Origin of the sequence: Agrobacterium genomosp. 13 str. CFBP 6927, assembly GCA_900012615.1 — a bacterium.
In the GTDB taxonomy this organism is placed as follows: domain Bacteria; phylum Pseudomonadota; class Alphaproteobacteria; order Rhizobiales; family Rhizobiaceae; genus Agrobacterium.
In genome coordinates, this window is sequence record LT009757.1 from 1,291,222 (window position 1) to 1,315,973 (window position 24,752).

At 60.4% G+C, this 24,752-nt stretch carries 25 protein-coding genes and 1 tRNA gene; 11 read left to right on the forward strand and 15 right to left on the reverse strand.

Going from position 1 to position 24,752, the window contains the following annotated elements:
- Positions 1-83 precede the first annotated feature (83 nt).
- Together AGR13A_RS20255 and AGR13A_RS20260 are read right to left on the reverse strand one after the other, a co-directional pair.
- Positions 84-977, reverse strand: coding sequence for an NAD(P)-dependent oxidoreductase (locus AGR13A_RS20255; RefSeq protein WP_035223675.1), 894 nt, complete (start codon positions 975-977; stop codon positions 84-86).
- An 86-nt stretch (positions 978-1,063) separates the two neighbouring features.
- Positions 1,064-1,819: an SDR family oxidoreductase gene (locus AGR13A_RS20260; RefSeq protein WP_035223925.1), complete on the reverse strand. Its 756-nt coding sequence runs from the start codon at positions 1,817-1,819 to the stop codon at positions 1,064-1,066.
- 216 nt (positions 1,820-2,035) lie between these two features.
- Here AGR13A_RS20260 and AGR13A_RS20265 point away from each other — a divergent pair, with 216 nt between their 5' ends.
- The 7 genes from AGR13A_RS20265 (at position 2,036) to cydX (ending at position 10,384) form a co-directional block, all read left to right on the forward strand.
- Positions 2,036-3,067, forward strand: a complete 1,032-nt coding sequence (locus AGR13A_RS20265) for an L-idonate 5-dehydrogenase (RefSeq protein ID WP_035223673.1) — start codon at positions 2,036-2,038, stop codon at positions 3,065-3,067.
- 279 nt (positions 3,068-3,346) lie between these two features.
- Positions 3,347-3,925: a GbsR/MarR family transcriptional regulator gene (locus AGR13A_RS20270; protein ID WP_080840366.1), complete on the forward strand. Its 579-nt coding sequence runs from the start codon at positions 3,347-3,349 to the stop codon at positions 3,923-3,925.
- A 164-nt stretch (positions 3,926-4,089) separates the two neighbouring features.
- Positions 4,090-5,739: a thiol reductant ABC exporter subunit CydD gene (gene cydD, locus AGR13A_RS20275; protein WP_080838986.1), complete on the forward strand. Its 1,650-nt coding sequence runs from the start codon at positions 4,090-4,092 to the stop codon at positions 5,737-5,739.
- Positions 5,736-7,427 (forward strand): thiol reductant ABC exporter subunit CydC, encoded by a 1,692-nt coding sequence (gene cydC, locus AGR13A_RS20280; protein ID WP_080838988.1) that lies wholly within the window; start codon positions 5,736-5,738, stop codon positions 7,425-7,427. Before cydD ends, cydC begins: the two co-directional genes overlap by 4 nt.
- Positions 7,428-7,496: 69 nt before the next feature.
- Positions 7,497-9,074, forward strand: a complete 1,578-nt coding sequence (locus tag AGR13A_RS20285) for a cytochrome ubiquinol oxidase subunit I (RefSeq protein WP_035223668.1) — start codon at positions 7,497-7,499, stop codon at positions 9,072-9,074.
- Positions 9,075-9,080: 6 nt separating this feature from the next.
- A complete protein-coding gene (cydB, locus tag AGR13A_RS20290) occupies positions 9,081-10,238 on the forward strand; it encodes a cytochrome d ubiquinol oxidase subunit II (RefSeq protein WP_080838994.1) in 1,158 nt (385 codons plus the stop codon).
- A gap of 23 nt (positions 10,239-10,261) precedes the next feature.
- Positions 10,262-10,384: a cytochrome bd-I oxidase subunit CydX gene (gene cydX / locus AGR13A_RS20295; RefSeq protein ID WP_003498405.1), complete on the forward strand. Its 123-nt coding sequence runs from the start codon at positions 10,262-10,264 to the stop codon at positions 10,382-10,384.
- A gap of 85 nt (positions 10,385-10,469) precedes the next feature.
- Here cydX and AGR13A_RS20300 read toward each other — a convergent pair whose 3' ends face one another.
- The 7 genes from AGR13A_RS20300 to AGR13A_RS20330 form a co-directional block, all read right to left on the reverse strand.
- Positions 10,470-10,658 carry a hypothetical protein gene (locus AGR13A_RS20300; protein WP_003498406.1) on the reverse strand — a complete coding sequence of 63 codons (189 nt, stop codon included), beginning with the start codon at positions 10,656-10,658 and terminating at the stop codon, positions 10,470-10,472.
- Between the two features lie 22 nt (positions 10,659-10,680).
- Entirely contained in the window at positions 10,681-11,091 is a 411-nt protein-coding gene (locus tag AGR13A_RS20305; protein ID WP_080838996.1) for a DUF3597 domain-containing protein, read from the reverse strand.
- Between the two features lie 12 nt (positions 11,092-11,103).
- Positions 11,104-11,355 carry a GlsB/YeaQ/YmgE family stress response membrane protein gene (locus tag AGR13A_RS20310; protein ID WP_035223656.1) on the reverse strand — a complete coding sequence of 84 codons (252 nt, stop codon included), beginning with the start codon at positions 11,353-11,355 and terminating at the stop codon, positions 11,104-11,106.
- 152 nt (positions 11,356-11,507) lie between these two features.
- Complete coding sequence (gene nadC / locus AGR13A_RS20315; RefSeq protein ID WP_080838998.1) at positions 11,508-12,365, reverse strand: carboxylating nicotinate-nucleotide diphosphorylase; 858 nt, start codon at positions 12,363-12,365, stop codon at positions 11,508-11,510.
- Position 12,366: 1 nt separating this feature from the next.
- Positions 12,367-13,932 (reverse strand): L-aspartate oxidase, encoded by a 1,566-nt coding sequence (locus tag AGR13A_RS20320; RefSeq protein WP_080839000.1) that lies wholly within the window; start codon positions 13,930-13,932, stop codon positions 12,367-12,369.
- Positions 13,929-14,900: a quinolinate synthase NadA gene (nadA, locus tag AGR13A_RS20325; RefSeq protein WP_167377605.1), complete on the reverse strand. Its 972-nt coding sequence runs from the start codon at positions 14,898-14,900 to the stop codon at positions 13,929-13,931. The genes AGR13A_RS20320 and nadA overlap by 4 nt, the downstream gene beginning before the upstream one ends.
- A 69-nt stretch (positions 14,901-14,969) precedes the next feature.
- Positions 14,970-15,872, reverse strand: coding sequence for an NUDIX hydrolase (locus tag AGR13A_RS20330; protein WP_080839003.1), 903 nt, complete (start codon positions 15,870-15,872; stop codon positions 14,970-14,972).
- Positions 15,873-16,078: 206 nt separating this feature from the next.
- Between AGR13A_RS20330 and AGR13A_RS20335 the strand changes: the two genes are divergently transcribed.
- Positions 16,079-16,453 (forward strand): PAS domain-containing protein, encoded by a 375-nt coding sequence (locus AGR13A_RS20335; protein WP_035223642.1) that lies wholly within the window; start codon positions 16,079-16,081, stop codon positions 16,451-16,453.
- Positions 16,454-16,505: 52 nt separating this feature from the next.
- The gene (locus AGR13A_RS20340; protein ID WP_080839005.1) at positions 16,506-17,006 is read left to right on the forward strand and encodes a hypothetical protein; all 501 of its coding nucleotides are present in this window, start codon (positions 16,506-16,508) and stop codon (positions 17,004-17,006) included.
- 74 nt (positions 17,007-17,080) lie between these two features.
- On the opposite strand, the gene AGR13A_RS20345 is transcribed toward AGR13A_RS20340, so the two are convergent.
- Together AGR13A_RS20345 and AGR13A_RS20350 are read right to left on the reverse strand one after the other, a co-directional pair.
- Positions 17,081-17,156, reverse strand: a tRNA-Ala gene (locus AGR13A_RS20345).
- Between the two features lie 151 nt (positions 17,157-17,307).
- Positions 17,308-17,694, reverse strand: a complete 387-nt coding sequence (locus AGR13A_RS20350; protein ID WP_035223640.1) for a TIGR02300 family protein — start codon at positions 17,692-17,694, stop codon at positions 17,308-17,310.
- A gap of 202 nt (positions 17,695-17,896) precedes the next feature.
- Between AGR13A_RS20350 and cmk the strand changes: the two genes are divergently transcribed.
- Both cmk and rpsA read left to right on the forward strand, forming a co-directional pair.
- Positions 17,897-18,556: a (d)CMP kinase gene (gene cmk, locus AGR13A_RS20355; protein WP_167377606.1), complete on the forward strand. Its 660-nt coding sequence runs from the start codon at positions 17,897-17,899 to the stop codon at positions 18,554-18,556.
- A 169-nt stretch (positions 18,557-18,725) separates the two neighbouring features.
- Positions 18,726-20,426, forward strand: coding sequence for a 30S ribosomal protein S1 (gene rpsA, locus AGR13A_RS20360; protein WP_035223636.1), 1,701 nt, complete (start codon positions 18,726-18,728; stop codon positions 20,424-20,426).
- 99 nt (positions 20,427-20,525) lie between these two features.
- On the opposite strand, the gene AGR13A_RS20365 is transcribed toward rpsA, so the two are convergent.
- The 4 genes from AGR13A_RS20365 to AGR13A_RS20380 form a co-directional block, all read right to left on the reverse strand.
- A complete protein-coding gene (locus AGR13A_RS20365; RefSeq protein ID WP_080839006.1) occupies positions 20,526-22,055 on the reverse strand; it encodes a hypothetical protein in 1,530 nt (509 codons plus the stop codon).
- A 260-nt stretch (positions 22,056-22,315) separates the two neighbouring features.
- Positions 22,316-22,624, reverse strand: a complete 309-nt coding sequence (locus AGR13A_RS20370) for a hypothetical protein (RefSeq protein ID WP_035223631.1) — start codon at positions 22,622-22,624, stop codon at positions 22,316-22,318.
- A 48-nt stretch (positions 22,625-22,672) separates the two neighbouring features.
- Positions 22,673-23,902: a hypothetical protein gene (locus AGR13A_RS20375; RefSeq protein WP_080839008.1), complete on the reverse strand. Its 1,230-nt coding sequence runs from the start codon at positions 23,900-23,902 to the stop codon at positions 22,673-22,675.
- A gap of 83 nt (positions 23,903-23,985) precedes the next feature.
- Complete coding sequence (locus tag AGR13A_RS20380) at positions 23,986-24,612, reverse strand: ribonuclease D (protein WP_035223625.1); 627 nt, start codon at positions 24,610-24,612, stop codon at positions 23,986-23,988.
- Positions 24,613-24,752: the final 140 nt, after the last annotated feature.

The following is a 24,752-nucleotide window of genomic DNA, read 5'->3' on the forward strand; positions in this document are numbered from 1 at the left end:
TCGCAATGGCCGAGCAGCAAAGATGCATGACCTGCGCATCCAGTTCGGCACTTCCGATTTGGTCGCCTCGCCCGTGGCGAATGTCAGTCCGGAAAGGTTCGTTTCGCGCCGCTGAAAAATTCCATGAGCGCGGCCTGGTCTTCGCCGCCCAGTCCCGCCGCGGTCAGCATACGGTGCACCTCGGCGCAAAGCGCCGTCAGGGGCATGGCGGTGTTGGTGCGTCGCGCAAGATCCTGCGCGCCGTTCAAGTCTTTCACCATATTGTCGATGCGGCCGGTGCGGCGGTAGTCCTTCGCCACGTAACGCGGCATATATTCCTGCAGGATGGCGCTGTCGGCGCGGCCGCCCTTCAGCGCCTGGGGAATTTTGGCGGCATCGACGCCCGCATCCAGCGCAAGCTGTGTTGCTTCCGCGACGGCGAGGAAATTCAGGCCGCAAAGAACCTGATTGATGAGTTTTGTCGTCTGGCCGGCGCCGCTTGGCCCCATATGGGTATAGTTGCTGGCGACATGCTGCAGCACGCGCTGGGCGTCGGCCACATCCTTTTCGGTGCCGCCGGCCATCAGCGTCAATTGCCCGATGAGCGCCTTGGGCGCACCGCCCGAAAGGGGGCTGTCCACCCAGCGCAGGCCCTTTTCGGCGGCATCGGCCGCCAGTTCCTTGGTCGCTTCCGGGTCGATGGAGGACATGTCGATGATCAGCGTGCCAGGCTTCGCTCCCGCCGCGACGCCATCCTTGCCGAAGACGGCGATGCGAACAATTTTCGGCGAATTGAGGCTGAGGATGACCACATCGGAAACCGAAGCCGCTTCCGCCGCCGTGCCCGCGCTCTGTGCGCCGAGGCTTGTCAGCGCCGCGACCTTTTCCGTATCCAGATCGAAAACCGTCAGGTGATTGCCGGTTTCGATCAGCCGCGTGCCGATCGCCCCACCCATGGCGCCTGCGCCGATGAGGGCGACTTTATTCTTGTCGGTCATGGTGCTCACTGTCTCCTCCCAAAGCGTCGTGGTATTGTCGGCCCGATCCGGCTGGCGGGTTCAGCGCGCCAGCCGGACGAGAGATTTTAAAGCGAGGCGGTGATGCCGCCGTCGACGTAGAGAATATGCCCGTTCACGAAAGACGAGGCATCGGACGACAGGAAAATGCAGGCGCCGACAAGCTCTTCGACCTTGCCCCAGCGGCCGGCGGGGGTGCGCTTTTCAAGCCATGCCGAAAAGGTCTCGTCCGCCACCAGGGCGGCGTTGAGCGGCGTGTCGAAATAGCCCGGCGCAATGGCGTTGCATTGCAGGCCGTATTTGGCCCAATCCGTCGCCATGCCCTTCGTCAGATTGCCGACGGCACCCTTGGTGGCGGTGTAAGGCGCGATCCCCGGGCGGGCAAGAGCGGTCTGCACGCTGGCAATGTTGATAATCTTGCCGCGTCCACGGCTGATCATATGGCGCGCGGCAGCCTGTCCGGCATGGAAAACCGAGGCGATGTTGGTCTGCAACAGGCGCTCGAAGGCGTCCGCCGGAAAATCCTCGAGCGGCGTGCGGTGCTGCATGCCGGCATTGTTGACCAGAATATCGATGGGGCCGACATCCGCCTCGAAACCGTCTATGGCCTTGCGCACCGCTGCATGATCGGTGGCGTCGAAGGCGAGCGTCTTGGCGCCCTTGATGCCGGCGGCAGCCGCTTTCAGCTTCGCCTCGTCGCGGCCGTTCAGAACCACTTCCGCCCCCGCTTCCGCCAGCCCTTGCGCCAGCGCGAAGCCGATGCCCTGGGACGAACCCGTGATCAGGGCGCGGCGGCCGGAAAGATCGAACAAATTAAGGCCCACTGTTTCCTCCAGTCTCTCGACATTGCATTCGTGCAGGTTTATGTTATCGATAACATTCATCCCTTTCAGACATGGATGTCAAGGCATAAACGCCCTGTTTCGGTACGGATCGGGCGCGGGAGGAGGTTGCAAGGGGCTATTGCGCGCCTTGCAGCGGGATCGGGATGCGGAAAATTTTGCGCGCCAGAGTGGCGTGCGGTTGAACGGGAGTTGTTTATGAGAGCGATTGTCGCCCATGGGGCAAAGGATGTGCGCATCGAGGAGCGGCCGGAGGAAGCGCCGGGGCCGCAGGAAGTGCGGCTCCGTCTGGTTCGGGGCGGCATCTGCGGCAGCGATCTTCATTATTACAACCATGGCGGTTTCGGCGCGGTGCGGCTTCGCGAACCCATGGTGCTGGGACACGAGGTCTCTGCCGTCATCGAGGAACTCGGCGAAGGCGTCGAGGGGTTGAAGGTCGGCGGCCTTGTTGCGGTTTCGCCATCCCGCCCGTGCAGAACCTGCCGTTTTTGCCAGGAAGGCCTGCACAATCAGTGCCTCAACATGCGCTTTTATGGCAGCGCCATGCCTTTCCCGCATATTCAGGGCGCTTTCCGGGAGGTTCTTGTCGCGGATGCGCTGCAATGCGTTCCGGCCGATGGCCTGAGCGCTGGCGAAGCGGCCATGGCGGAACCGCTGGCGGTTACACTGCACGCCACCCGCCGCGCCGGTGATTTGCTGGGAAAACGTGTGCTCGTCACCGGTTGCGGCCCCATCGGCATCCTCTCCATTCTTGCCGCCCGCCGCGCGGGCGCGGCTGAAATCGTCGCGACCGATCTTTCGGATTTCACGCTGGCCAAGGCGCGGGAAGCCGGTGCGGACCGAGTCATCAACAGCAAGGATGAGCCCGATGCGCTTGCCGCCTACGGCGCTAACAAAGGAACATTCGATGTTCTCTATGAATGCTCGGGTGCCGCCGTCGCCCTTGCGGGCGGAATTGCGGCGCTTCGGCCGCGCGGCATCATCGTCCAGCTCGGCCTTGGTGGTGATATGAGCCTGCCGATGATGGCGATCACGGCCAAGGAACTCGATCTGCGCGGTTCTTTCCGTTTCCATGAGGAATTCGCCACCGGCGTCGAATTGATGCGCAAGGGCCTGATCGACGTCAAGCCTTTCATCACCCAGACGGTGGATCTCGCCGATGCTATCTCCGCCTTCGAATTCGCCTCCGACCGCAGTCGCGCCATGAAGGTTCAGATCGCTTTTTCGTAAGGGCGTGTCCCTCGAGGCATGTGTATCGATGTTTTGATCGGCGGCGGATTATTTCCGCCGCCGATTTTTGTGGGCGCTTTTCGCGCGCAACAATATACTGATTATGTTATCGATATCATGGCCAGCTCATGGGCCATACAGGACAACTTCGTCTTGCCGGACTGACCCCGTTTCAGCCGATTTGCACATTTTGACGCAGGTCAAAAAGGTGATTTGCCGCTCGCCATTTTTTGCGTTATCGAAATTTCAGAAATTACTGAAAATACAGGAAACGAAGAAATGCCGGCTAATCTTTCCCCGCTTGTTCAGTCCTTCGTGCTGCATTTCGGCGAAATGGGCAGCCGCTGGGGCATCAATCGCACGGTCGGGCAAGTCTATGCATTGCTTTACATTTCGCCGCAGCCGCTCTGTGCGGACGACATTGTCGAGGCGCTCGGCATTTCGCGTTCCAACGTGTCGATGAGCCTCAAGGAACTTCAGGCGTGGAACCTTGCAATTCTCAAACATTTCCCCGGTGACCGGCGCGATTTCTTCACCACGCCGGAGGATGTCTGGCAAATTCTGCGCACCCTTGCCGAGGAGCGCAAGAAGCGTGAGATCGACCCAACCCTCAGCGTGCTGCGTGAAATCCTTATGGAAACACCGGAGAATGCAGATGAGCGGCATGCGCAGAAGCGCATCGACGAGATGAAAACGCTGATCGAGCAGCTCACCGGCTGGTATGACGATGTGAAGAGGCTGGAGACGGAGAGGCTGGCTTCGCTTCTGGCGCTCGGTTCGAAGGTCACGAAGCTGCTGGAGGCCAAGGACAAGATCGTCTCGCTTGCAAGGCCCCGTGGTGCGAAAAAGGACGGGTGAGGAGATCGGCCTTGAGCATATCGGCACAAATCCACCAACCCGCTGATGGCAAGGGAGCAGACTGTCCCGCGCCTGGAGTAGCCCCGCCCGATGCAGCGCGGCGGCACTCTTTGGACGCTGCCACCGGGAAACACGCCCGTGGCACGGGCTCCAGCACGGCAGAAATGGCGAAGGCCCCGGCGGTGGGAAGATTCGTGGCCCTGCTTCATGTGCTGCCGGCTTTGCTATGGCTGCCGCAGGCGGGCCTGCTTGCCTTTTCGGTTGGAAAGATCGCCGATGGCGAACCGGTGATGGCAATCCTGCCAGCGGCTGTGGCTGTCCTCATCCTTGGCCTGATCAAGGCCTTTCTGGAAAAAATCGCGGCGAGGCAATCGTTTCGCGCGGCGCGCACCGCACTTTCGCAGCGACGGCTGGAAGCACTCAATGCCGTGGCGCAGGTGTCGCCACTCGATCTGTCGCGTACGGCATCCGGGGAGGTTGCTGGCGTCGTTGCCGAGACGGCGGAAGCGCTGGTGCCCTATCTTTCCCGCTTCCAGCCGGCGCGGATGAAAGCCACCATCGTCCCCTTGGTGTTTGTACTGGCAATCCTGCCCTTCACCTGGATTGCGGCCCTCGTGCTGCTCCTCTCCATGCCGACCATCCCGCTTTTCATGGCGCTGATCGGCTGGCAGGCGAAGGCTGCCAGTGAAAAGCAGCTGGCCGAGACCGGCAACATGAATGCCTTCCTGCTCGATCGCCTGCGTGGGCTGGAAACGATCCGGGCGCTTGAAGCGGTCGATCTGACCGCTGGACGCCTGAGCAGGGACGCGGAAAACCTCAAGAAGCGGACAATGGCGGTGCTGCGGATCGCGTTTCTCTCCTCGGCCGTGCTGGAACTTTTCGCCGCCCTCGGTGTTGCGATGACCGCCGTTTATATCGGTTTTCATCTGCTCGGTTTTCTCGATTTCGGCGCATGGGGCGAGAAGCTGACGCTTGCTGAGGGGCTCTTCATTCTGCTTCTGGCCCCCGCCTTCTTCGAACCATTGCGGGAATTATCCGCCGTGTGGCATGACCGTGCAGCCGGCGAAGCAGCACTTGGCGCGCTTGGCACATTGACGGAAGGCGGCACCACCATCGTGGGCGAGGGCACCGAGGCCGTGTTAACCCCACGCCTGATGCCGGGTTTGGTGGAACTGGATAATCTCTCCTTCGCCTATCCGAATTCTCCACCCGTCATTCAAAATCTCAACCTTACGGTTCAGCAGGGCGAGAGAGTTGCGATTCTCGGGCCTTCCGGTTGTGGCAAATCCACTGTACTCTCCTTGATTGCCGGGTTGGCCGAGGCTGGCAGCGGCGCAATAAGGATCGGCGGCGTGACGCTCGATCATGCGAGTGCCGACGGGCTGCGCAAGACGATCGGCTGGGTCAGCCAGAAGCCGTTCTTTTTTGCCGGTTCCCTGAAGGCGAATATTCGCTTTGGCCGTGCCGGTGTTGGCGAGGGCATGGTGGAAGAGGTGCTGCGCCGCACCGGGCTGGATACATTGTGGCATGCGCGCCGGCATCTGCCGATCGGAGATGGCGGATATGGCATTTCAGGCGGGGAAGCCGTGCGGCTCGCCATTGCGCGCGCCTTTGCCGATCCCGCAACGCAGCTGGTTCTGGTGGATGAGCCAACGGCGCATCTCGACCGGGAGACGGCGGCTCTGGTGACGGAAAACCTGCTGCAGCTTGCAAAAGGCAGGACATTGATTGTCGCAACACATGATCCGGTGCTCGCGGCACGCATGGACAGGATCGTGGACATAACGGCGATCCATTCGGGGGAACGGTCATGATTGCGCGTTTTGCCATATTGAAACCCGTCATCGCCCTGTTCTGGTCGGCGCGGCGCGGTATGCTGCTTGCCGGTGCCGTTCTGGCGGCAACCACGGTGCTGGCGGGCATCGGCCTGCTCGGCGTTTCCGGCTGGTTCATCACGGCCACCGCAATTGCCGGTCTTCTGCCGGCCACGGCCTACGCATTTGACGTCTTTGCGCCGTCGGCAGCGATCCGTCTGCTGGCGCTGTCGCGCACCGCCGCGCGTTATGGCGAACGTATGACCACCCATGAAGCAACGCTGTCCGTGCTTGCAGCTCTTCGGGAAAAGCTGTTTCGCGGCTTTGCCGCGCCGCAGGCGGCAAAAACTCTGGAGGCAAGGCCCGCCCGTCTGCTGAACCGTCTGACCGCGGATATCGATGCGCTGGATTCGCTTTATCTACGCGTGCTGGTTCCCGCGGCCGTTGCGGTTCTTGCCGCCATCGCGACAGGTATCGGGCTTGCCTTCCTCAGCCCGCTTGCAGGTGCTCTGGCGGCGATCTTCCTTGTCGCGGCGGGGCTCGGCATTTCGGTGCGGTCGGCATTGCGGGCGGAAAAATTCTCACGCCGTCGGGCAATCGGGCTTGAAGCGCTCCGCGCCCGCACGGCTGATCTCGTCAACGGACAGGCGGAATTGCTGACGACATCCCGTCTTTCCGCGCAGGTTGCCGCGGTAAAACGGGCGGACGACTATCTGTCTGCCTGCGACGACCGCCTGAACCGGATCGAAACGAATGCCGGTTTTTCCTTCGGCATGTCAGCGGCGGTTCTTTTGAGTGCGGCTCTCCTCGGCATGGCCTGGCTTGCGGAACAGGGAGCGGTGACTGCGCCGGCTGCGGCCCTCGGTCTGCTCGTCTGTTTCGCTGCGCTGGAGCCCTTCACGGCGCTGCGACGTGGTGCAATGGAACTCGGGCGCACGCTCTTTTCGGCAAGACGCATCGCGCCGCGTCTTTCCGCCGAGGCAGCCGCCAACTGTCCGCGCGTGCCTGCCACGGGCATGGCGGCCGAGTTTGATGGCGTGCGGCTGGAGCGGGAGGGGAACGAAAACCCCGTTCTGACAAATATCAACCTTGCGATTGCCGCCGGAGAAACGGTTGCGATTATCGGGCCGAGCGGTGCCGGCAAGACCAGCCTCATCCAGCTTCTGGCAGGCGAATTGCAGCCGGTGGCGGGCAAGGTCAGCGCTTTGCCGTGCTCTCTCATGACGCAGCGCAGCCAGCTTTTCCGCGACAGCATCGCCGATAATCTGAGACTGGCAAAACCCGCCGCGACGGAAGACGAGCTGTGGGATGCCCTGCAATCGGCAGGCCTTGGTGAGCACGTCAAAACCCTGGCCGCCGGGCTGGATACGAAGCTTGGCGAGGCGGGGCAGGGCCTCTCCGGCGGCCAGTCGCGGCGGCTTGCACTTGCCCGCTTCCTGCTGCGCGACAAACCGCTCTGGCTCCTCGACGAGGTGACGGAAGGGCTGGACGGCGAGACCGCCCGCGACGTGCTGGGCCGGCTGTTTGCCAGGGCACAGGGAAAGACTGTCGTGATGATCACCCATAATCGCCGTGAGGCGGAATTTGCCGATCGCATCATCGTGCTGAAAGAGGGTCGCCAACTTGATCAATGTCAAAGCGGCACCCCGGAATACGACGTAATGCTGCAAACATTGCGTCCGGACTGAGTGATTTTTTCAGGGCCGGCGCCGTCTCGTAACAGAAGGCCGGCCTTTCCTGAAAGGTGGGGTAAAAACATGGAACTCGACATCGTGGCGCTATCGCGCCTGCAATTCGCGGTTACCGCTTTATATCACTTTCTATTCGTTCCCCTGACGATCGGACTATCGGTGGTGATCGCCATCATGGAAACGGTCTATGTCATGACCGGCCGCGTGATCTGGCGGCAGATGACGAAATTCTGGGGCACATTGTTCGGCATCAATTTCGTGCTTGGTGTTTCCACCGGCATCGTCATGGAATTCCAGTTCGGCATGAACTGGAGCTATTACAGCCACTATGTCGGCGATATTTTCGGCGCGCCGCTGGCGATCGAAGGAATGATGGCCTTCTTTCTGGAAGCCACCTTTGTCGGTCTGTTCTTTTTCGGCTGGGACAAGCTGTCGAAACTCGGCCATCTCATCGCAACATGGTGCGTGGCGATTGGCTCGAACTTCTCGGCGCTATGGATATTGATCGCCAATGGCTGGATGCAGAACCCGGCGGGATCGGCTTTCAACCCCCAGACCATGCGCATGGAAGTGACTGACTTCTTCGAGGTCCTGTTCAACCCGGTGGCGCAGGCAAAGTTCGTCCATACCGTTTCTGCGGGCTATGTGACGGCCTCCATCTTCGTGCTCGGCGTTTCGGCCTGGTATGTTCTCAAGGGACGTCACGTCGATCTCGCCAAGCGGTCGATGACGGTCGCCGCTTCCTTCGGTCTGGCAGCGGCGCTGTCGGTTGTCGTGCTCGGTGACGAAAGCGGATATCTTTCGACCGAACACCAGAAGATGAAGCTCGCCTCCATCGAGGCCATGTGGGAAACGGAACCGGCGCCGGCACCTTTCACCGTCATCGGTTTTCCCGATCAGGAAGCGCGTGAGACGCATTTCGCCGTCAAAATCCCGTGGGTCATGGGTCTTATCGGCACCCGCTCGCTCGACACGGAAATCCCCGGCATCAACGATCTGGTGGAGCTGGCAAAGAACCGCATCCGCGATGGCATCAAGGCCTATGATGCGCTGATGCAGATACGCGCCACCGGCAAGGGTGCGGAACTGCCCGAAGAGGTGCGTGGCACCTTTGCGGAACTTGGCCACGAACTTGGGTACGCCCTGCTGCTGAAACGTTATGTCGACGATCCGCGTCAGGCGACCGAGGAGCAGATCGCCAAGGCAGCCGCAGACACTATCCCGCATGTGCCGACGCTGTTCTGGGCCTTCCGCATCATGGTCGGTCTTGGCATGTTCTTCATTCTGTTGACGGCGACCTTCTTCTATCTCTCGGCCCGCCGCCGGCTGGATCGCTATCCGCTGTTGCTGAAGGTGGCCGTCTTCGCCATCCCGCTGCCGTGGATCGCGGCTGAAATGGGCTGGATAGTTGCGGAATTCGGTCGCCAGCCATGGATCATCGAGGGCGTGCTGCCGACGGCCGCCGCCGTCTCCAGCCTCAGCGCCTCGACGGTTCTGATTACGCTTCTGTGTTTCATCGCCATCTACACGGTGCTGTTCATCGTCGAAATGGGGCTGATGCTGAAGGCGATCCGCAAGGGGCCTGATCCGGATCACGAGCCGGAAGCGCCGCTCGTTCCTGAAAAACTCGTCGCTGCGGAGTAAACGATCATGATATTGCACCAACTCATCGACTACGAAATCCTCCGCGTCATCTGGTGGCTGCTGCTCGGCGTGGTGCTGATCGGTTTTGCCGTCACCGGCGGTTTCGATCTGGGCACCGGCGCGCTTTTGCCCTTCGTCGCGAAAACGGATCTCGAGCGGCGCGTCGTCATCAATTCCATCGGCCCGGTCTGGGAAGGCAATCAGGTCTGGCTCATCCTTGGCGGCGGCGCCATCTTTGCCGCCTGGCCGCCGCTTTATGCGGTGTCGTTTTCCGGGTTTTACCTGGCAATGTTTGCCACCCTGTTTGCGCTGATCCTGCGACCGGTCGGTTTCAAATACCGCTCCAAGCGTGAGAGCACGACATGGCGCAGTACCTGGGATTGGGCGCTGTTTATCGGCGGCTTTGTTCCTGCGCTGATCTTCGGTGTGGCGGTCGGCAATGTGCTGCAGGGCGTCCCCTTCCGCTTCAATGACGACTTGAGGATTTTCTACGACGGCACGACGCTTTTCGAGCTTCTCAACCCTTACGCCATCCTCTGCGGCCTCGTTTCCGTTGCCATGCTGGTGATGCATGGTGCTGCCTGGCTGGTGCTGAAGACCGAAGGCCCGGTTGCAGCCCGCGCCCGCAGTTTCGGCAGCATTGCCGCACTCGCCACATCAGTTCTTTTCGCACTCGGCGGCGTTCTGCTGTGGCTCGGTATTGACGGGTATCGCTTCACCTCGGAAGTCGTGACCGACGGTCCTTCCAATCCGCTGTCAAAGACGGTCGAGGTCGCAAGCGGAGTCTGGTTTTCCAATTATGCGGCCCATCCCTGGATGATGCTGGCGCCGGCGCTCGGTCTTGCCTTCCCGCTCGTCGCCTTCCTGTTGTTCAGGGTCGGGCGTGAGGTGCTGGCGCTGCTTTCCAGTTCGCTTGCCATTTTCGGCATCATCTCGACGGTCGGGCTGACGATGTTTCCCTTCATCCTGCCGTCGTCGATCGATCCGAAATCGAGCCTGACGGTCTGGGATGCATCGTCCAGCCATATGACGCTGTTCATCATGCTGGTCGTCGCCCTCATCTTCATCCCCATCATCGTTGCTTATACCTCATGGGTCTATCGCGTGCTGTGGGGCAAGGTTGATGAAAAGGCGATCCGCGACGACAGCGGCCACGCCTATTGATATCAAACAGAAGGAGATCGACCATGTGGTATTTCGCCTGGCTGCTTGGCCTGCCTCTCGCCGCCATCTTCGCCGTCATGAACGCGATGTGGTATGAGCTGATGGAAGAAAACGCCAGAAAGGCCGAGGCCAAGCCGGAAAAATAGTGTTTCGGGGCACGAGGTAAAAAAGGGCGGCATCCGTTGTGAATGCCGCCCTTCCTGTAAAAATCGCCGCGCTTGACGTGCGGCTTCAGTGGATTGCGATGCCGCGCTTGTCCGCTTCTTCCTTGATGATGTCTTCGACCAGCGCTCTCTTGAGATTTGGGTTTCCCAGAAGATAGTCGTCGGCAATCTCGAAAATCGATTTCGGGTTCTCGGTCCTGTGCAGGGTGTCGAGGTCCTGGCCGATCTGCTCTCGCAAGCTAGAATAGTCGTCCATCGCGGCTCTCCCGTTCGCTGGTTCAGTCCAGAAGGTCGGCAGGAACCTTGCCGCCGTTCTCTGACAGTTTCTTGATAACGGCCTTATGCAGCCAGATGTTCATGGTGGCGGAATCCGAGGTGTCGCCGGTATAGCCGAGTTCACCGGCCAGTTCCTTTCTGGCGGTGAGGCTGCTGTCCAGATTGAGCGCCTTCAGAAGGTCAACGATTGAACGTTTCCAGTCGAGTTTCTGTCCGTTCTGCTTGACGGCCGCATCCAGAATGGAGGCGACGTCGACGTTGCCCGTGCTTGCCGAAGGTGTGGCTGCTGGAGCAGGTGCTGCTGGCTGGGCCGGTGCGGCCGGGCTTGCGGTTGTTGCAGTTGGAGCCGAAGCTTGTGGAGCGGCTTCGGCCTTGCCGAAAATCGCGTTCTTGATCTTGTCGAAAAAGCTCATTGTGTCCTCCCTTTATCGGCGAAATGCGCGCCCGACGGCGATGAGAATGCAGGCGCCGATGAAACCCGCGATGAGATATCCAATCCAGCCTCCGAGCGAAATGCCCACAAGCCCCAGAAGGAAATTGGCGACGATGGCGCCAACGATGCCGAGGATGATGTTCATGAAAACACCCATGTTGCTTTTCATGAACTGTTCAGCGAGCCAGCCGGCCACGCCGCCAATGATGATTGCTGCAATCCAGCCGATTTGTGCGTCTTCCATAACAGGCCTTTCCTTTGTGAGAGAGGTCCACCGGCATATGGACAGGCTTTTGCGCGCACTGATCCCCCCGCCTTGAATCGACCCCAGGCGAGGCAATAACGAAAATGCTGGCGGTTGGTTCCGTGCGGTGGGCTGTATCGCGGCCCTTTCGTTCAGCTCCGGCTTTGGAAGTCCAGCCCGATATCCAGAACCGGCGCACTATGGGTCAACCAGCCGACGGAGATGAGATCGACGCCGGTTGCGGCAATAATGGCGGCCGTTTCCGGGTTGATCCGGCCGGAGGCCTCGGTGATCGCACGACCGGTGACGATTTCCACCGCTTCGCGCAGCTGTTCCGGCGTCATATTGTCCAGGAGAACGGCATCGACGCCTTCCTCCATCGCCTCGCGCAATTGTGCGAGCGTATCGACCTCCACCTCGATCTTGACGAGATGCCCAACACCCTGCCGGGCGCTGCGGATAGCCTGACGCACGCCCCCGGCCACGGCGATGTGGTTGTCCTTGATGAGGACGGCGTCATAAAGGGCGAAACGGTGGTTCATGCCGCCGCCGGCGCGCACGGCATATTTTTCCAGCGCCCGGAGGCCCGGCGTCGTCTTGCGGGTGCAGGCGACGGAAGCCCTGGTGCCTGAAATGGCGGCGGCGATTTTCCCGGTTACCGATGCTATGCCAGACAGATGGCCGAGAAAATTGAGGGCGGTCCGTTCCCCGGTCAAAAGGCCGCGCGAGGGACCTTCGACTGTCGCGATGATATCACCGGGTACGACGGTCGCCCCATCCTGCACGTGCCGCTTCATCACGATTGCCGGGTCGACGAGCTGGAAAGCGAGCTCTGCGGCATCGAGACCGGCGATGACGCCCGGTTCCCGTGCGGCCATGACAACGACGGAACGATGATCGGCGGGAATGACAGCGGCGGAGGTTATGTCGCCGGCGAGCCCGAGATCTTCCAGAAGGGCGTTGCGGACGAGCGGTTCCACGATGAGGCGTGGCAGGGGGGAAAGGGTCATGTCAGGCGCTCCGCGCAATGCTGGGGGAGGAAAGGCTGCTGGAGGAAAGCTCGCGGGCAATGGCGATGATGTCGGTCAGGCAAAGCCTGCGCCTTGTGGCGATCACGTCCTTTTCCGGGAAATCGTTACGGAAATGGCCGCCGCGCGATTCCGTGCGCAGGGCCGCGAAGACGGCGATGGCGAGCCCGACAATGGCGGGATCGGAGGCCGGACCATTCTGTTCGGCGAGCGGCAGAAGATCGCGGATCGCGCCGGTCAAACCGGTCTCATGTCTTGCGATGCCGAGATGGCGGGAGACGATTGGCCTGACGATAGACGGGTCTGCGGCCGGAAGAACAGGCGTCGTGAATGGTGTGACGGCCGCCACCGGTTTCGATGCCGACTGGCCGGCAATATCTTGCGCCGCGCGCATGCCCATGGCGGCCGCTTCCAGCAGGGAGTTGCTGGCAAGCCGATTGGCCCCGTGAAGGCCCGTACAAGCGGTTTCGCCCGCGACCCAGAGGCCTGGCACGGAACTGCGGCCATTCCCGTCAGTGGCGACGCCGCCCATGTGATAATGTACGGCGGGACGGACCGGAACCAGCTCGCAAGCGGGGTCTATTCCCGCCTCGCGGCAGAGCAGGTCTATCGAGGGAAAGCGCGAAGCAAAACCGTTGCCGAGCGCTTTGCGGGCATCGAGAAAGACCCTGCCACCCCGCAGGATTTCCCGGTCGATGGCGCGGGCGACAATATCGCGGGAAGCAAGCTCGGCGCCCGGGACGGCCGCCATGAAACGTTCGCCGTTTTCATTGAGAAGCAGCGCGCCTTCGCCCCGCACCGCCTCGCTGACCAGCGCCAGCGGCCGCCGGGGGGAGGAAAGCGCCGTCGGGTGGAACTGGACGAATTCCATATCGGCAAGGACGGCGCCAGCGCGCGCGGCAAGCATGATGCCCTGTCCATAATTACCGGACGGATTGGTCGTCGCCTCATAAAGTCCGCCGAGTCCGCCCGTTGCAAGAATGACCTTCGTGGCCTGCAGAATAAAACTGCCCTTTTGTCCGGCGCAGACGAGACCGGTCAAGGCCCCGTCTTCCGTCAGCAGCCGGCGCACCTCCGTGCCTTCCAGAACTGCAATGGACGGCGTGTTGAGAGCGGCGGCCGCAAGAGCCCTGACAATGGCCGCGCCCGAGCCGTCACCTTCTGCATGGAGGATGCGGCGACGGCTATGGGCGGCTTCCAGTCCAAAGACGAGTTTGCCCTGCGCATCGCGGTCAAAACGGACGCCGGCGCTCTCCAGTGCGTCAATGACGGCAGGGGCGGCGGAGACGATGTCCGCGGCCATATTCGTGTCGCAGAGGCCGTCGCCGGCGGCAAGCGTATCGGCGAGATGGAGCGCTGCGCTGTCATCCGCGCCAAGGCTGGCCGCGATGCCGCCCTGCGCCCAGGCGCTGGATGTCTCTCCGCCGAGGGCGCTCCGCGTCAGAAGCAGCACAGGCTGTGGCGCAAGCGTCAGCGCCGCCATCAGGCCCGCTATGCCGCTGCCGACGATGACCGTCCTGCCCGCATATTGCGACAGCGCTTCGCTCATACCGCCAGCATCCTTTCCACCGCGCGGCGGGCCGCGACCGCGATCGCCGGATCGACGGTCACTTCGTGGCGGTTTTCCTCAAGTGCCGTGCGGATATTGCCGAGCGTGATGCGCTTCATGTGGGGGCAGAGATTGCAGGGGCGGATGAATTCAACATCCGGATGATGCACGGCGACATTGTCGCTCATCGAGCATTCCGTCAAAAGCACCACGCGGGCCGGCCGCTCGCGGCCGACATAATCCGACATGACGGCGGTGGAACCGGAAAAATCCGCAGCTTCGACGACATCGGGCGGACATTCCGGATGCGCCAGCACGGTGACACCCGGATGGCTTTCGCGCAATTCCCTGATGTCATCGGCGGTGAACAGCTCGTGCACCTCGCAATGGCCGTGCCAGGCGATCAGCTCAACACTGGTTTCCCGCGCCACATTCTTCGCCAGATATTCATCCGGCAGCATCAAAACGCGCGGCACGCCGAGCGATTCCACCACCTGGCGGGCGTTTCCGGAGGTGCAGCAGATGTCGGAAGCCGCTTTCACTGCCGCCGAGGTATTCACGTAAGTGACAACCGGAACGCCGGGATAGGCCTTGCGCAGAAGCGCTATGTCTTCGGGCGTGATGGAATCGGCGAGCGAACAGCCGGCGGCCATATCCGGAATGAGCACGGTTTTTTCGGGATTGAGCAGCTTTGCCGTCTCGGCCATGAAATGCACGCCGGCGAGAACGATCACATCCGCCTCCACCTCCATCGCCTTGCGGGCGAGGGCCAAGCTGTCGCCGACGATATCGGCGACGCCGTGGAAGATTTCCGGTGTCTGGTAATTATGGGCGAGGATGACGGCGTTGCGCTTGCGTTTCAGCTCAAGGATCGCCTCCACGTCGTCCTGAAAACCAATCCATTCAGCCTTGGGAATGACGCGGCTGACGCGGTCATAAAGGCTTGCGGCAGAAATCTGTTCGTTCACGGCGCTCTCCCATTTATACTCGTTTTGAGCATATCTATGGCAAAGAGATATTCTCATTATGAGCATATGTCAATTGCGGGAGAGTGGCAGTTTCGTTCCGGAAAGGGCGCGTTCATCGAGAACGGTCTGGCGGAAGCGGAAAAGCTTTGCCGGGCGGCCGCCGGTTTCGGTCGCCATGTCGCCGGTTTCTTCCACCAGTTGTTGCTGTTCGATCAACCGGCGGAAATTCTGCTTGTGCAGCGTCAGTCCCGCCAGTGCCTCGATGGCGCGCTGTAATTGCAGCAAGGTGAAGGCATCGGCCATCAGCTCGAAAACCACAGGCCGGTATTTGATCTTGGCCCTCAGCCGGGCGATGCCGGTGGCGAGGATGCGGCGGTGATCGGCAAACATGGGTGTGCCGAAATTGATCCGGGGTTCGCCCTGGGCTTCCTCGACCAATCCCGCCTCATAGAGCAATTCGTAGCGCTGCAGGGTGAGTTCCTCGTTCCAGCCGCCACCGTCGAGGCCGAAGGTGAAATCGGCGCGCAAATGGCGCTGGCTTTTGCAGGCTGGATCGGAGTCCGCCCAGGCGCGCAGCCTGTCGATGATGGTGTCCAGAACTGCCGGCCGGCCCTGACGGTGGTCCTCCCACGGAAAATATTCGTACCAGCCATGCCACAGCGGGCGTCCATTGCCGGACGATTCCTGCTCCCGAACCAGCCCGAGATAACCGATCGAAATGGTTCTGCCGCCCGGAATGTCGTTGTTCCGGTCGCGGTCGGCGAAGGTGTAGAGTTGCTCGAGATAACCGACGGGGTGATGCGTCTGTTCGTGGATCCATTCCCGCAGCCCGCTCTGAAGCGTTCTGTGCCCGAATTCGAACGGCCCTGAAGGAAGGGCAGCGCCCGCCCGCACGGTCATTACCCGCGGCTCATCTCCGGTAATGGCGGTGACGACGGCAATGAGTTCGGCATGGGCAAGCCCGATGGTCACGGCGACTCCTGTTGCAGGTTGCGATTTCAACCTTCTTTGGCACAGGAAGAGCGGTTCGCCAACAAGCGGACCAAAAGTGCTGCCGGTATTCGCGTAAATCCTAAAATAATGTCCTGTTAGACGAAAGGACGAATTCCTGTGGTTAGTCGCGTATATTTTGTTATGTTATAAAAATGTTATAAGCATTCTAATAGTGTAGAAAGCCGATGTTGGAAGACATATCTCTAGAAGAGACGCTTATTGGCTATTATACGTGGAATATCGGACAGAATCTGGTTTATCTGGATGCTGTGGCCGCTCGTGTGCGGGATTTTTCCTTCGATGAGGCGTCCGGCGGCATTCCGGTGGAAGCGTTCATTGCCCAGGTCGAGATTAACGCTCGGGCGAGGGTGGCAAGGGCGGTCCATAATTCGCTGACGCGCGGTGAGTTTTATGACCAGGAGTACCGGATCGGGCTGAGGTCCGGCGGCTTTCGCTGGTTGCGGACGACAGGCAGGGTGATCCATGACTGCGACGGCGTTCCGATGATGGCAATGGGCACGGTGCGCGAGGTTGCCGCCCGCAAGGTCTTGTTGATGTAATCCCCGCCCCCGGCGGCGAATTCATATTTTATTGTTTTGATGTTTCGGTGACATGATCCGGCAGGTCGCAGCTTTGCTTTTTCAGATCACGCTGGTCGTGAGCCTCGGTGTCGCGGGCATCCGTATCGCCTCGCTCGTGAACGGCGAGGCCGGATATGCGACGGCAGGCCTTGCCGCCAACACGGAAATGCTGTGGACGACCTCACCGGTGCGGGTCGATCCTCGTCGCCAAAACTATGAACGCATCCCGACGCCGCCCGATCTCTATCCCCTCAAAATGCATGCGGATCAGCGCCTGCGCGTGGTTGCCAGCAACCGCTTCACTTTCAAGGGGCAGGAATTCCGGCTGGCGGGCGTGGAGGAAGTCGATCGCAACCGGGTCTGCACGGGTTCCGATGGCCGCCGTTATGCCTGCGGCCTGAACGCTTTCAAGGCACTGGAGAACCGGTTGCGCGGGAGATATCTCGAATGCCGCGTGGTGGAGGAGGGTGCCGCTGCCCGTTCTGTCGAATGCCGGATCAACGGACAGGATGTGCGGGCGTTATTGCAATAGGCGATCGAGAGGGGTTGCCACAAGGTGGGTGAAAGTGATTGCCTGAAAACGAGATTTGCAGGTTCTGGGAAATTTGGTGGAGCTAAGCGGGATCGAACCGCTGACCTCTTGCATGCCATGCAAGCGCTCTCCCAGCTGAGCTATAGCCCCATAAGGGTTCCGGCATTTCTTCCGGTTCCGGGAACCGAAGCGGCTGTTGTTCCGTTCGGTGGCGGCTTACTACTTCGGCTAATCGAAGAGTGCAAGCACAAAAACAGCCCGGCTTCATTTTTTTGTCGCCGGGCTGATTTATTCAATAGGATCAAGCTTCTTCGTCGTCGCCCGTTACGCCTATGATGCCGGACATGTCGTCATCATCATCGTCTTCGTCGGCTTCGAGGAAGGTGTCGTCATCGTCGTCGATTTCCACGTCGTCGTCGTCGCCCATATCCGGGATCTCGTCGCCGCTGTTGTCTCCGTCGGCGTCTTCCAGCGATACGAGTTCGACTTCCGTGTTTTCGGTATCGACTTCCGCCACTTCCTCTTCTTCAGCCTGCTCCATCTTGGCCTGGGCGGTGCTTTCCTCAAAGAAGGAGAGCGGCCAGGACTTGCCGGTATAGGGAGAAACGACCGGGTCGCGGTTCAGATCGTAGAACTTCTTGCCGGTATCGGGGTCGGTGCGCTTGGTACCAAGTTCCGCTTTTGCCACTGTCTAAGCCTCAAATTGTCGAATGAGTTTCGGTGTGTACGCCGTAAAACCGGCATAGACGGTAAAATTTCTAGCCGGTCCCCTTAATCGTTGCGGTCTTTCGTGTCAAAGACAAACTTCGGATGTCGTCTTCCCTTGCCGCAAGCTGTATGCGGGGATGCTCATAAATATCGGGAAACATCCCGTACTCCATATTGTATCAATGACCAATGCACAGGCAGAAAGCTTCATGACCTTCACGATCGCCATAGACGGGCCGGCTGCGGCGGGCAAAGGCACTTTGTCACGCAAGATTGCGCAGACCTATGGCTTCCATCATCTCGATACCGGGCTGACCTACAGGGCGACGGCCAAGGCGCTTCTTGATGCCGGCCTGCCGCTCGATGATGAGGCCATCGCTGAAAAAGTGGCGCTGGAACTCGACCTTGCCGGCCTCGACCGCTCTGTCCTTTCCCGGCACGATATCGGCGAGGCGGCTTCGAAGATTGCGGTCATGACGCCGGTAAGGCGGGCGCTGGTCAAGGCGCAGCAGCGTTTTGCATTAAAGGAGCCGGGCACGGTTCTGGATGGCCGTGACATCGGGACGGTGGTGTGCCCGGATGCGCCGGTGAAGCTTTACGTCACGGCTTCGCCCGACGTCAGGGCGCGGCGGCGTTATGATGAAATCCTCGCCAATGGCAGCGTTGCGGATTATCATGCCATTTTCGCTGAAGTGAAAAAACGCGATGAGCGCGACATGGGCCGCGCCGACAGCCCGTTGAAGCCGGCTGAAGACGCGCACTTGCTAGATACGTCGGAAATGAGTATAGAGGCGGCGTTTCAGGCCGCGCGGACGATCATCGACGCCGCCCTGGAGAGATAGGTTTCTCGCGGAACGGCTTCCTGCCGTCTGCGTTTAGTCCGGAATTGCCCGAAGACATGTCCTTGCGCCGGAAAGCCTTTTAAAAGGCGGGCATGGGGTCGGGTATCAACAACACTAGCCCACCGGCGCTTTTGTATTCGCCATTGCGCGGATGCAATCAGGAGATTTCATGTCAGTATCTACCCCCACGCGCGAAGATTTCGCAGCGCTTCTCGAAGAATCCTTTGCCTCCAACGATCTTGCCGAAGGCTATGTTGCCAAGGGTATCGTAACGGCAATCGAGAAGGACGTTGCCATCGTCGACGTCGGCCTCAAGGTTGAAGGCCGCGTACCGTTGAAGGAATTCGGCGCGAAGTCCAAGGACGGCACGCTGAAGGTCGGCGACGAAGTCGAAGTTTACGTCGAGCGCATCGAAAACGCTCTCGGCGAAGCCGTTCTGTCGCGCGAGAAGGCTCGCCGCGAAGAAAGCTGGGTCAAGCTCGAAGCCAAGTTCGAAGCTGGCGAGCGCGTCGAAGGCGTTATCTTCAACCAGGTCAAGGGTGGTTTCACCGTCGATCTGGACGGCGCTGTTGCCTTCCTTCCGCGTTCGCAGGTCGACATCCGTCCGATCCGCGACGTTACCCCGCTGATGCACAACCCGCAGCCCTTCGAAATCCTCAAGATGGACAAGCGTCGCGGCAACATCGTTGTTTCGCGCCGTACGGTTCTCGAAGAGTCGCGTGCCGAGCAGCGTTCTGAAATCGTTCAGAACCTCGAAGAAGGCCAGGTTGTTGACGGCGTCGTCAAGAACATCACCGATTACGGTGCGTTCGTTGACCTCGGCGGCATCGACGGCCTGCTGCACGTTACCGACATGGCATGGCGCCGCGTCAACCATCCTTCGGAAATCCTCAACATTGGCCAGCAGGTCAAGGTTCAGATCATCCGCATCAACCAGGAAACCCACCGTATCTCGCTCGGCATGAAGCAGCTCGAGTCCGATCCGTGGGATGGCATCTCCGCCAAGTACCCGGTTGGCAAGAAGATCTCCGGTACGGTCACGAACATCACCGACTACGGTGCATTCGTCGAGCTGGAGCCGGGCATCGAAGGCCTGATCCACATTTCCGAAATGTCCTGGACCAAGAAGAACGTACATCCCGGCAAGATCCTGTCCACGAGCCAGGAAGTCGACGTTGTCGTTCTCGAAGTCGATCCGTCCAAGCGCCGTATCTCGCTCGGCCTCAAGCAGACGCTGGAAAACCCGTGGCAGGCATTTGCCTACAGCCATCCGGCCGGCACTGAAGTTGAGGGCGAAGTCAAGAACAAGACTGAATTCGGTCTGTTCATCGGTCTCGAAGGCGATGTCGACGGCATGGTCCACCTGTCGGATCTCGACTGGAACCGTCCGGGCGAGCAGGTCATCGAAGAGTACAACAAGGGTGACGTCGTCAAGGCTGTCGTTCTTGACGTTGACGTCGAGAAGGAACGCATCTCGCTCGGCATCAAGCAGCTCGGCAAGGATTCCGTCGGCGAAGCCGCGACCTCCGGCGATCTGCGCAAGAACGCCGTTGTTTCGTGCGAAGTCATCGCCGTCAACGACGGTGGCGTGGAAGTGAAGCTCGTCAACCACGAGGACATCACCTCCTTCATCCGCCGCAACGATCTCGCACGCGATCGCGACGATCAGCGTCCGGAGCGTTTCTCGGTCGGTCAGGTTTTCGACGCCCGCGTCGTCAACTTCTCCAAGAAGGACCGCAAGGTCATGCTTTCGATCAAGGCGCTGGAAATCGCTGAAGAGAAGGAAGCCGTCGCACAGTTCGGTTCGTCCGACTCGGGCGCTTCGCTCGGCGACATCCTCGGCGCGGCTCTGAAGAACCGCGGCGAATAATCGCTTCGATCCTTTGAAAATGAAGAACCCGCCGGAATTTCCGGCGGGTTTTTTATTGGGTTTATCGTCCGCGTCAGGAATGGAAGAGCGACGCGGTGCTCAGAGCATGCCGCTCATCCGCAGATAATAGTTTTCAGCGCTGTCATCGGAAGCTGCTTCCGGCTCGTCGGTCTCGTCATTGGCGGCGACACGTTCTTCGGCTTCATCCTGAGCGCCAGGATTTTCACCCTCCGGTTCGCCTTCCGCCTCCTCCTCGGAAAACGGCCCGCTTCCGCGATGCGGACTTTCCGATTCATGATCGTCTTCCGCCGGGGGATAGGCGACAAGTGGTAGCGGCGTGCCTTCTTTCGCAAGGGCTGCCGCGATCAGCGATTGCGACGCCGATTGCTCGAGCATCGCCATTCTGGCTTCCGGATCAATGGCGGCGCGGGGAAGGGGCTGGGCTTCGGGCCTATTGGCGATTGTTTCCGTTTCCTCGCCGGACGGGCGGGCGGCGGCTGTTGCCGAAGCGGTTTTTTCGGCAGGCTGTTCTTCCGGCTGCTGTGGCGGAATGCCCGGTGGAGTGGCGGCGGGCTGGGTCGTGGCTGTTGCCCTGGCAGGAAGTTTGCCGGTCAGGGCGGCGAGCAGCAGGTTTTCCATATCTCGGGCATCGCCTGCAGGTTGGCCGGATGGCTGGAGCAGGGCCGCCCGCGCGTCCTTCTGTTCGGCCTTCACCACGTCCCGAAGCGGCAGGGCAGGTCGCGTTTCGGCATTTTCTGCCCGTGGGGATTTTGCCGAATGGGTCTCCGCCGGTGCGGTCCCTTCCTTTGCCGCGTTTCCCGTTTGCAGTTGAGGCGGACGTGCCGCGCTTTCGGCCTTTCCGTCCGTTCTTGCCGCTTCAGGTGAAGAATCGGGCAGGTCGGTGGGCGAGGCAGGAAGATTGGTCCGCAGGTCCGGCAATGCGGTGGCCATCGCTTTTACTGCTGCGGCACCAAGGGCAGGCAGGCCGATGAATTGGGACAGGAGCCTGCCGGTTGTCTGTGCATTTGACAGTTGCGCAGCCGCAGCCGCATTCGGGCGGCTTTCCGCGTTCTGGCCTTGGGGTGTCTGGGCCTTCGGTTGTGGTGGCTGTGCTGGCGTTGGATTGGCCGAATTATTCTGCTGATAGGAGGAGACGACGGCCTTTGCGGCAAGATCCATTCCCTTGTAGCGGGAAAGCTCGATCAGAAGTGCAAGGCGTGCGGCATCCGGTCCCGTTGGCTGTTTCAGGATTTCGGCCAGCATTGAAAGGCTCAATCCCTGCAGGACCTTTGCGACCTGTTGTTCCAGTGCCAGACGCTGCGGGGCGGGCAGGGCGCGAATGGCGTCCGTCAGACGCACCACGTAGGCCTGAATGGCTTCGCCGTCCTGTCTTGGCAGGTTCATCAGCTTGCCGAGCGTTTCCGCCAGAATGGCGGTGCTGCGGGAAAGCTGAAATTCGCTGGCGAGGGAGGCGATCGCGGCTCTGGCAAAAAGACTGCTGCCATTGCCGGGTGCGGCATTGCTTGCCTGTGGCTGCGCGACCTCTTTCTGCTGCCCGCGCGGTGTCGGTGTGGCTGAGGCTCCATAGGCGGCATCGGCGGCCGGAATTTTCGGTACAGGCGGTAACATGCTGCGCTCCGTTCCTATCGATTACCGCCGCTGGCTGCGAAAGGGCCCTCCTGGCTCTCTGATCCGCATTTGGCTGTATGTTGAAAGATTGCCGCGCCGGTGATGTACAGGTGTCATCTCGCCCGCTCATGCGGGAGCGCCGTGCGCGCCACCGGCCCGAATACCAGCTCTTGTCGGAGCACACAGAATCATTAAGCCGAAGCTTGACCTGCAGATATTAAGATTTGGCTAACCACGGGCAGTGCCGTTCACTGGTGCCTTCAGGGAGAAACGCCGATGAACATGCGGTAAAGCCCATTATCGTCGGAATTGACCGATGAAATGTGATCCGGGTCGCTGACCGTCTGATCCAGAGCCTCCGGCGGCATCGCATCGAGCCAGCTCGCCTTTGGAAAGCTTCTCTCCGGACGGATATCTTCAGGGGCGATGAGGTTATCTTCCTCGACCGGCGCGACAAAAACAACGTCATCCGGGACAAGCGACGGGGCAGCCATGGAGAGCAGCGTCTGTGCCGCATTCTGTTCGGCATCGTGACTGGCGGTGCCGGATATGCCTGAAATATCGGACATGTCTGAACTCACATCATGTTTCGCTCAAGTGACTATGGGAAGCAGCAATCATGCCGCCTTTTTCTTCAGCAGTTCATAAAGGCCATTGTCGTCGATCGAGATCGGCAGAATGGTGTCTCGGGCATCCTCGATAACGGCCTGCGCATCGAGCAGTTTTTCGGCGTCGTCTTCCGCTTCAGCTGGCGACGCGGGTGCATCCTTGCCGGCAGCTTCGTTATCGTTTTCAGGAGGAGCAGGTTCAGCGGCCGGCGTTGCGGCAAGTACGGAAATCAGGGCCATTTCCGAAGAAATATCGACTGGACCCTGCTCGCCTGCCGCGTCCGTTTTTTCATCGGCGGAGGCGTCCAGATGTTCTTTGACGACATCCTGCAATTCCTGCACATCTTCAAGCTTGCCCTGCGCATCGCGGGTCTGGATATCCTCTTCCCGCTCGGCCGCAACTTCCGCATCGTTGATCTCGCCGATGCGATTTTTCCCGCGCTCAGCCTGCAATTCTTCCTTGCTCTTCGGGTCTGCGACATCTTCAAGGCGCTGGATGACCTTCAGCGTCTCCCGTGTCATGAAGCGCGTACCCTGCGCCTGCTCGTTCAGCGCATCCTTGACGGCGCGCGCGGCATCGCCATAAGGGTTGGCGATGGCGGCGATCATCTGTTGCGCGGAAACGCCGAGTTCCTTGAGACCCGTGGATTCTTCCAGATCCTCGACAGTCCGGGGCAGGGTGGCACGCGCCGCCATGATGGCCTTCGACAGCTGCTCGCCGAAATCCTCTTCCTTGCCCGACAGGCCGGCGCCTGCCGCGATGCGTGCAGCAAGGGCGGCCATGGGGTCTGTCTTGGCGCCGACGCCGTTGTTCAGAACGTTCAGGACCTGCGCTTCCGAGACACCGAAGGATGTCAGGGAAATCTTCGTGGCTTTTCCCTGTGCATCGGTTTTTTCGAAATTTTCAGTCAGGGTCAGCGCGTCCTGAAGCCTCTGCGCGAAAGAGGTGTTCGATTCATTGGCTTCCTGGGTGATGCCGAGGGCGGAGGAGAAGCGGGAAACAAGCGAGGCGAAGGGATCCGCGTCCGGCTTCATGATGCCGAACAGATAGGCGCTTATCTTTTCATTGGCGACACGCTGGCTTTCGTCCGGCTGCGGCTGCGTTTTGACCGCGTCATCCTTTTGGGTGCCGTTTGCCTTTTCCTGCTCTTCGCGCTGGCGTTCCTCGATGGTCTCGACCATCGACCGCATGATGTCGCTGACTGCAATGCCTGCCGTCTGCTGTAGCGGAGTAATCATCTGGAAAGTCCCCGGCCGCCCAAAGTTGCGGCCGAGAATAGGCAGTTCTGGTAAATCAGTGCTTAAACAATCTGCGGGAACGCTCAGCTATGGGCGAAAATATCCGTTTCTTCCCAGCCGAGAAGGTCGAGCTTCGCGCGGGTCGGCAGAAAGGCGAAACAGGCATCGGCGTGATCGAGGCGGCCGTCGCGGATAAGGCGGGCTGTCAGCTTGTCGCGCAGCGCATGCAGGTAAAGCACGTCGGAGGCAGCATATTCAAGCTGCGCGGGCGACAGGGTTTCCGCTGCCCAGTCCGATGATTGCTGCGCCTTGGAAATATCGATTTCCAGCATTTCCTTCAGATTGTCCTTCAGCCCATGCCGGTCCGTATAGGTGCGGGTCAGGCGCGAGGCGATCTTGGTGCAGAAAACCGGCGTGGTCGTCACGCCGAAGGTGTGGAACAGAACGGCAATGTCAAAACGGCCATAATGAAAGATCTTCTGGCGGGCGGGATCGGCAAGCATCCGGACAAGGTTCGGGGCCTCCTTCTGGCCGGCGGCGATGCGGATGACGTCTGCCGTGCCGTCGCCCGGCGAAAGCTGGACGACGCAGAGACGATCACGGCGCGGCACCAGTCCCAGCGTTTCCGTGTCGATGGCGATGGCGCCGGTATAACGTGCGGCATCTTCGGCGGAAATATCGCCTTCGTGGTAACGGATGGGTGCGGCCATGTCTTGCTCCAGGAATTTCCAGTTCGTTGCTCCGGCTATAACGGAAAGAGCAGCCGGACGATACCGTTTTATAGGTCCGTCCAAGGTCCTTCGCGGGCCTCTTGGCACTTGCCTTTGCGAAAGTCCCCGGGTTAGGTTCG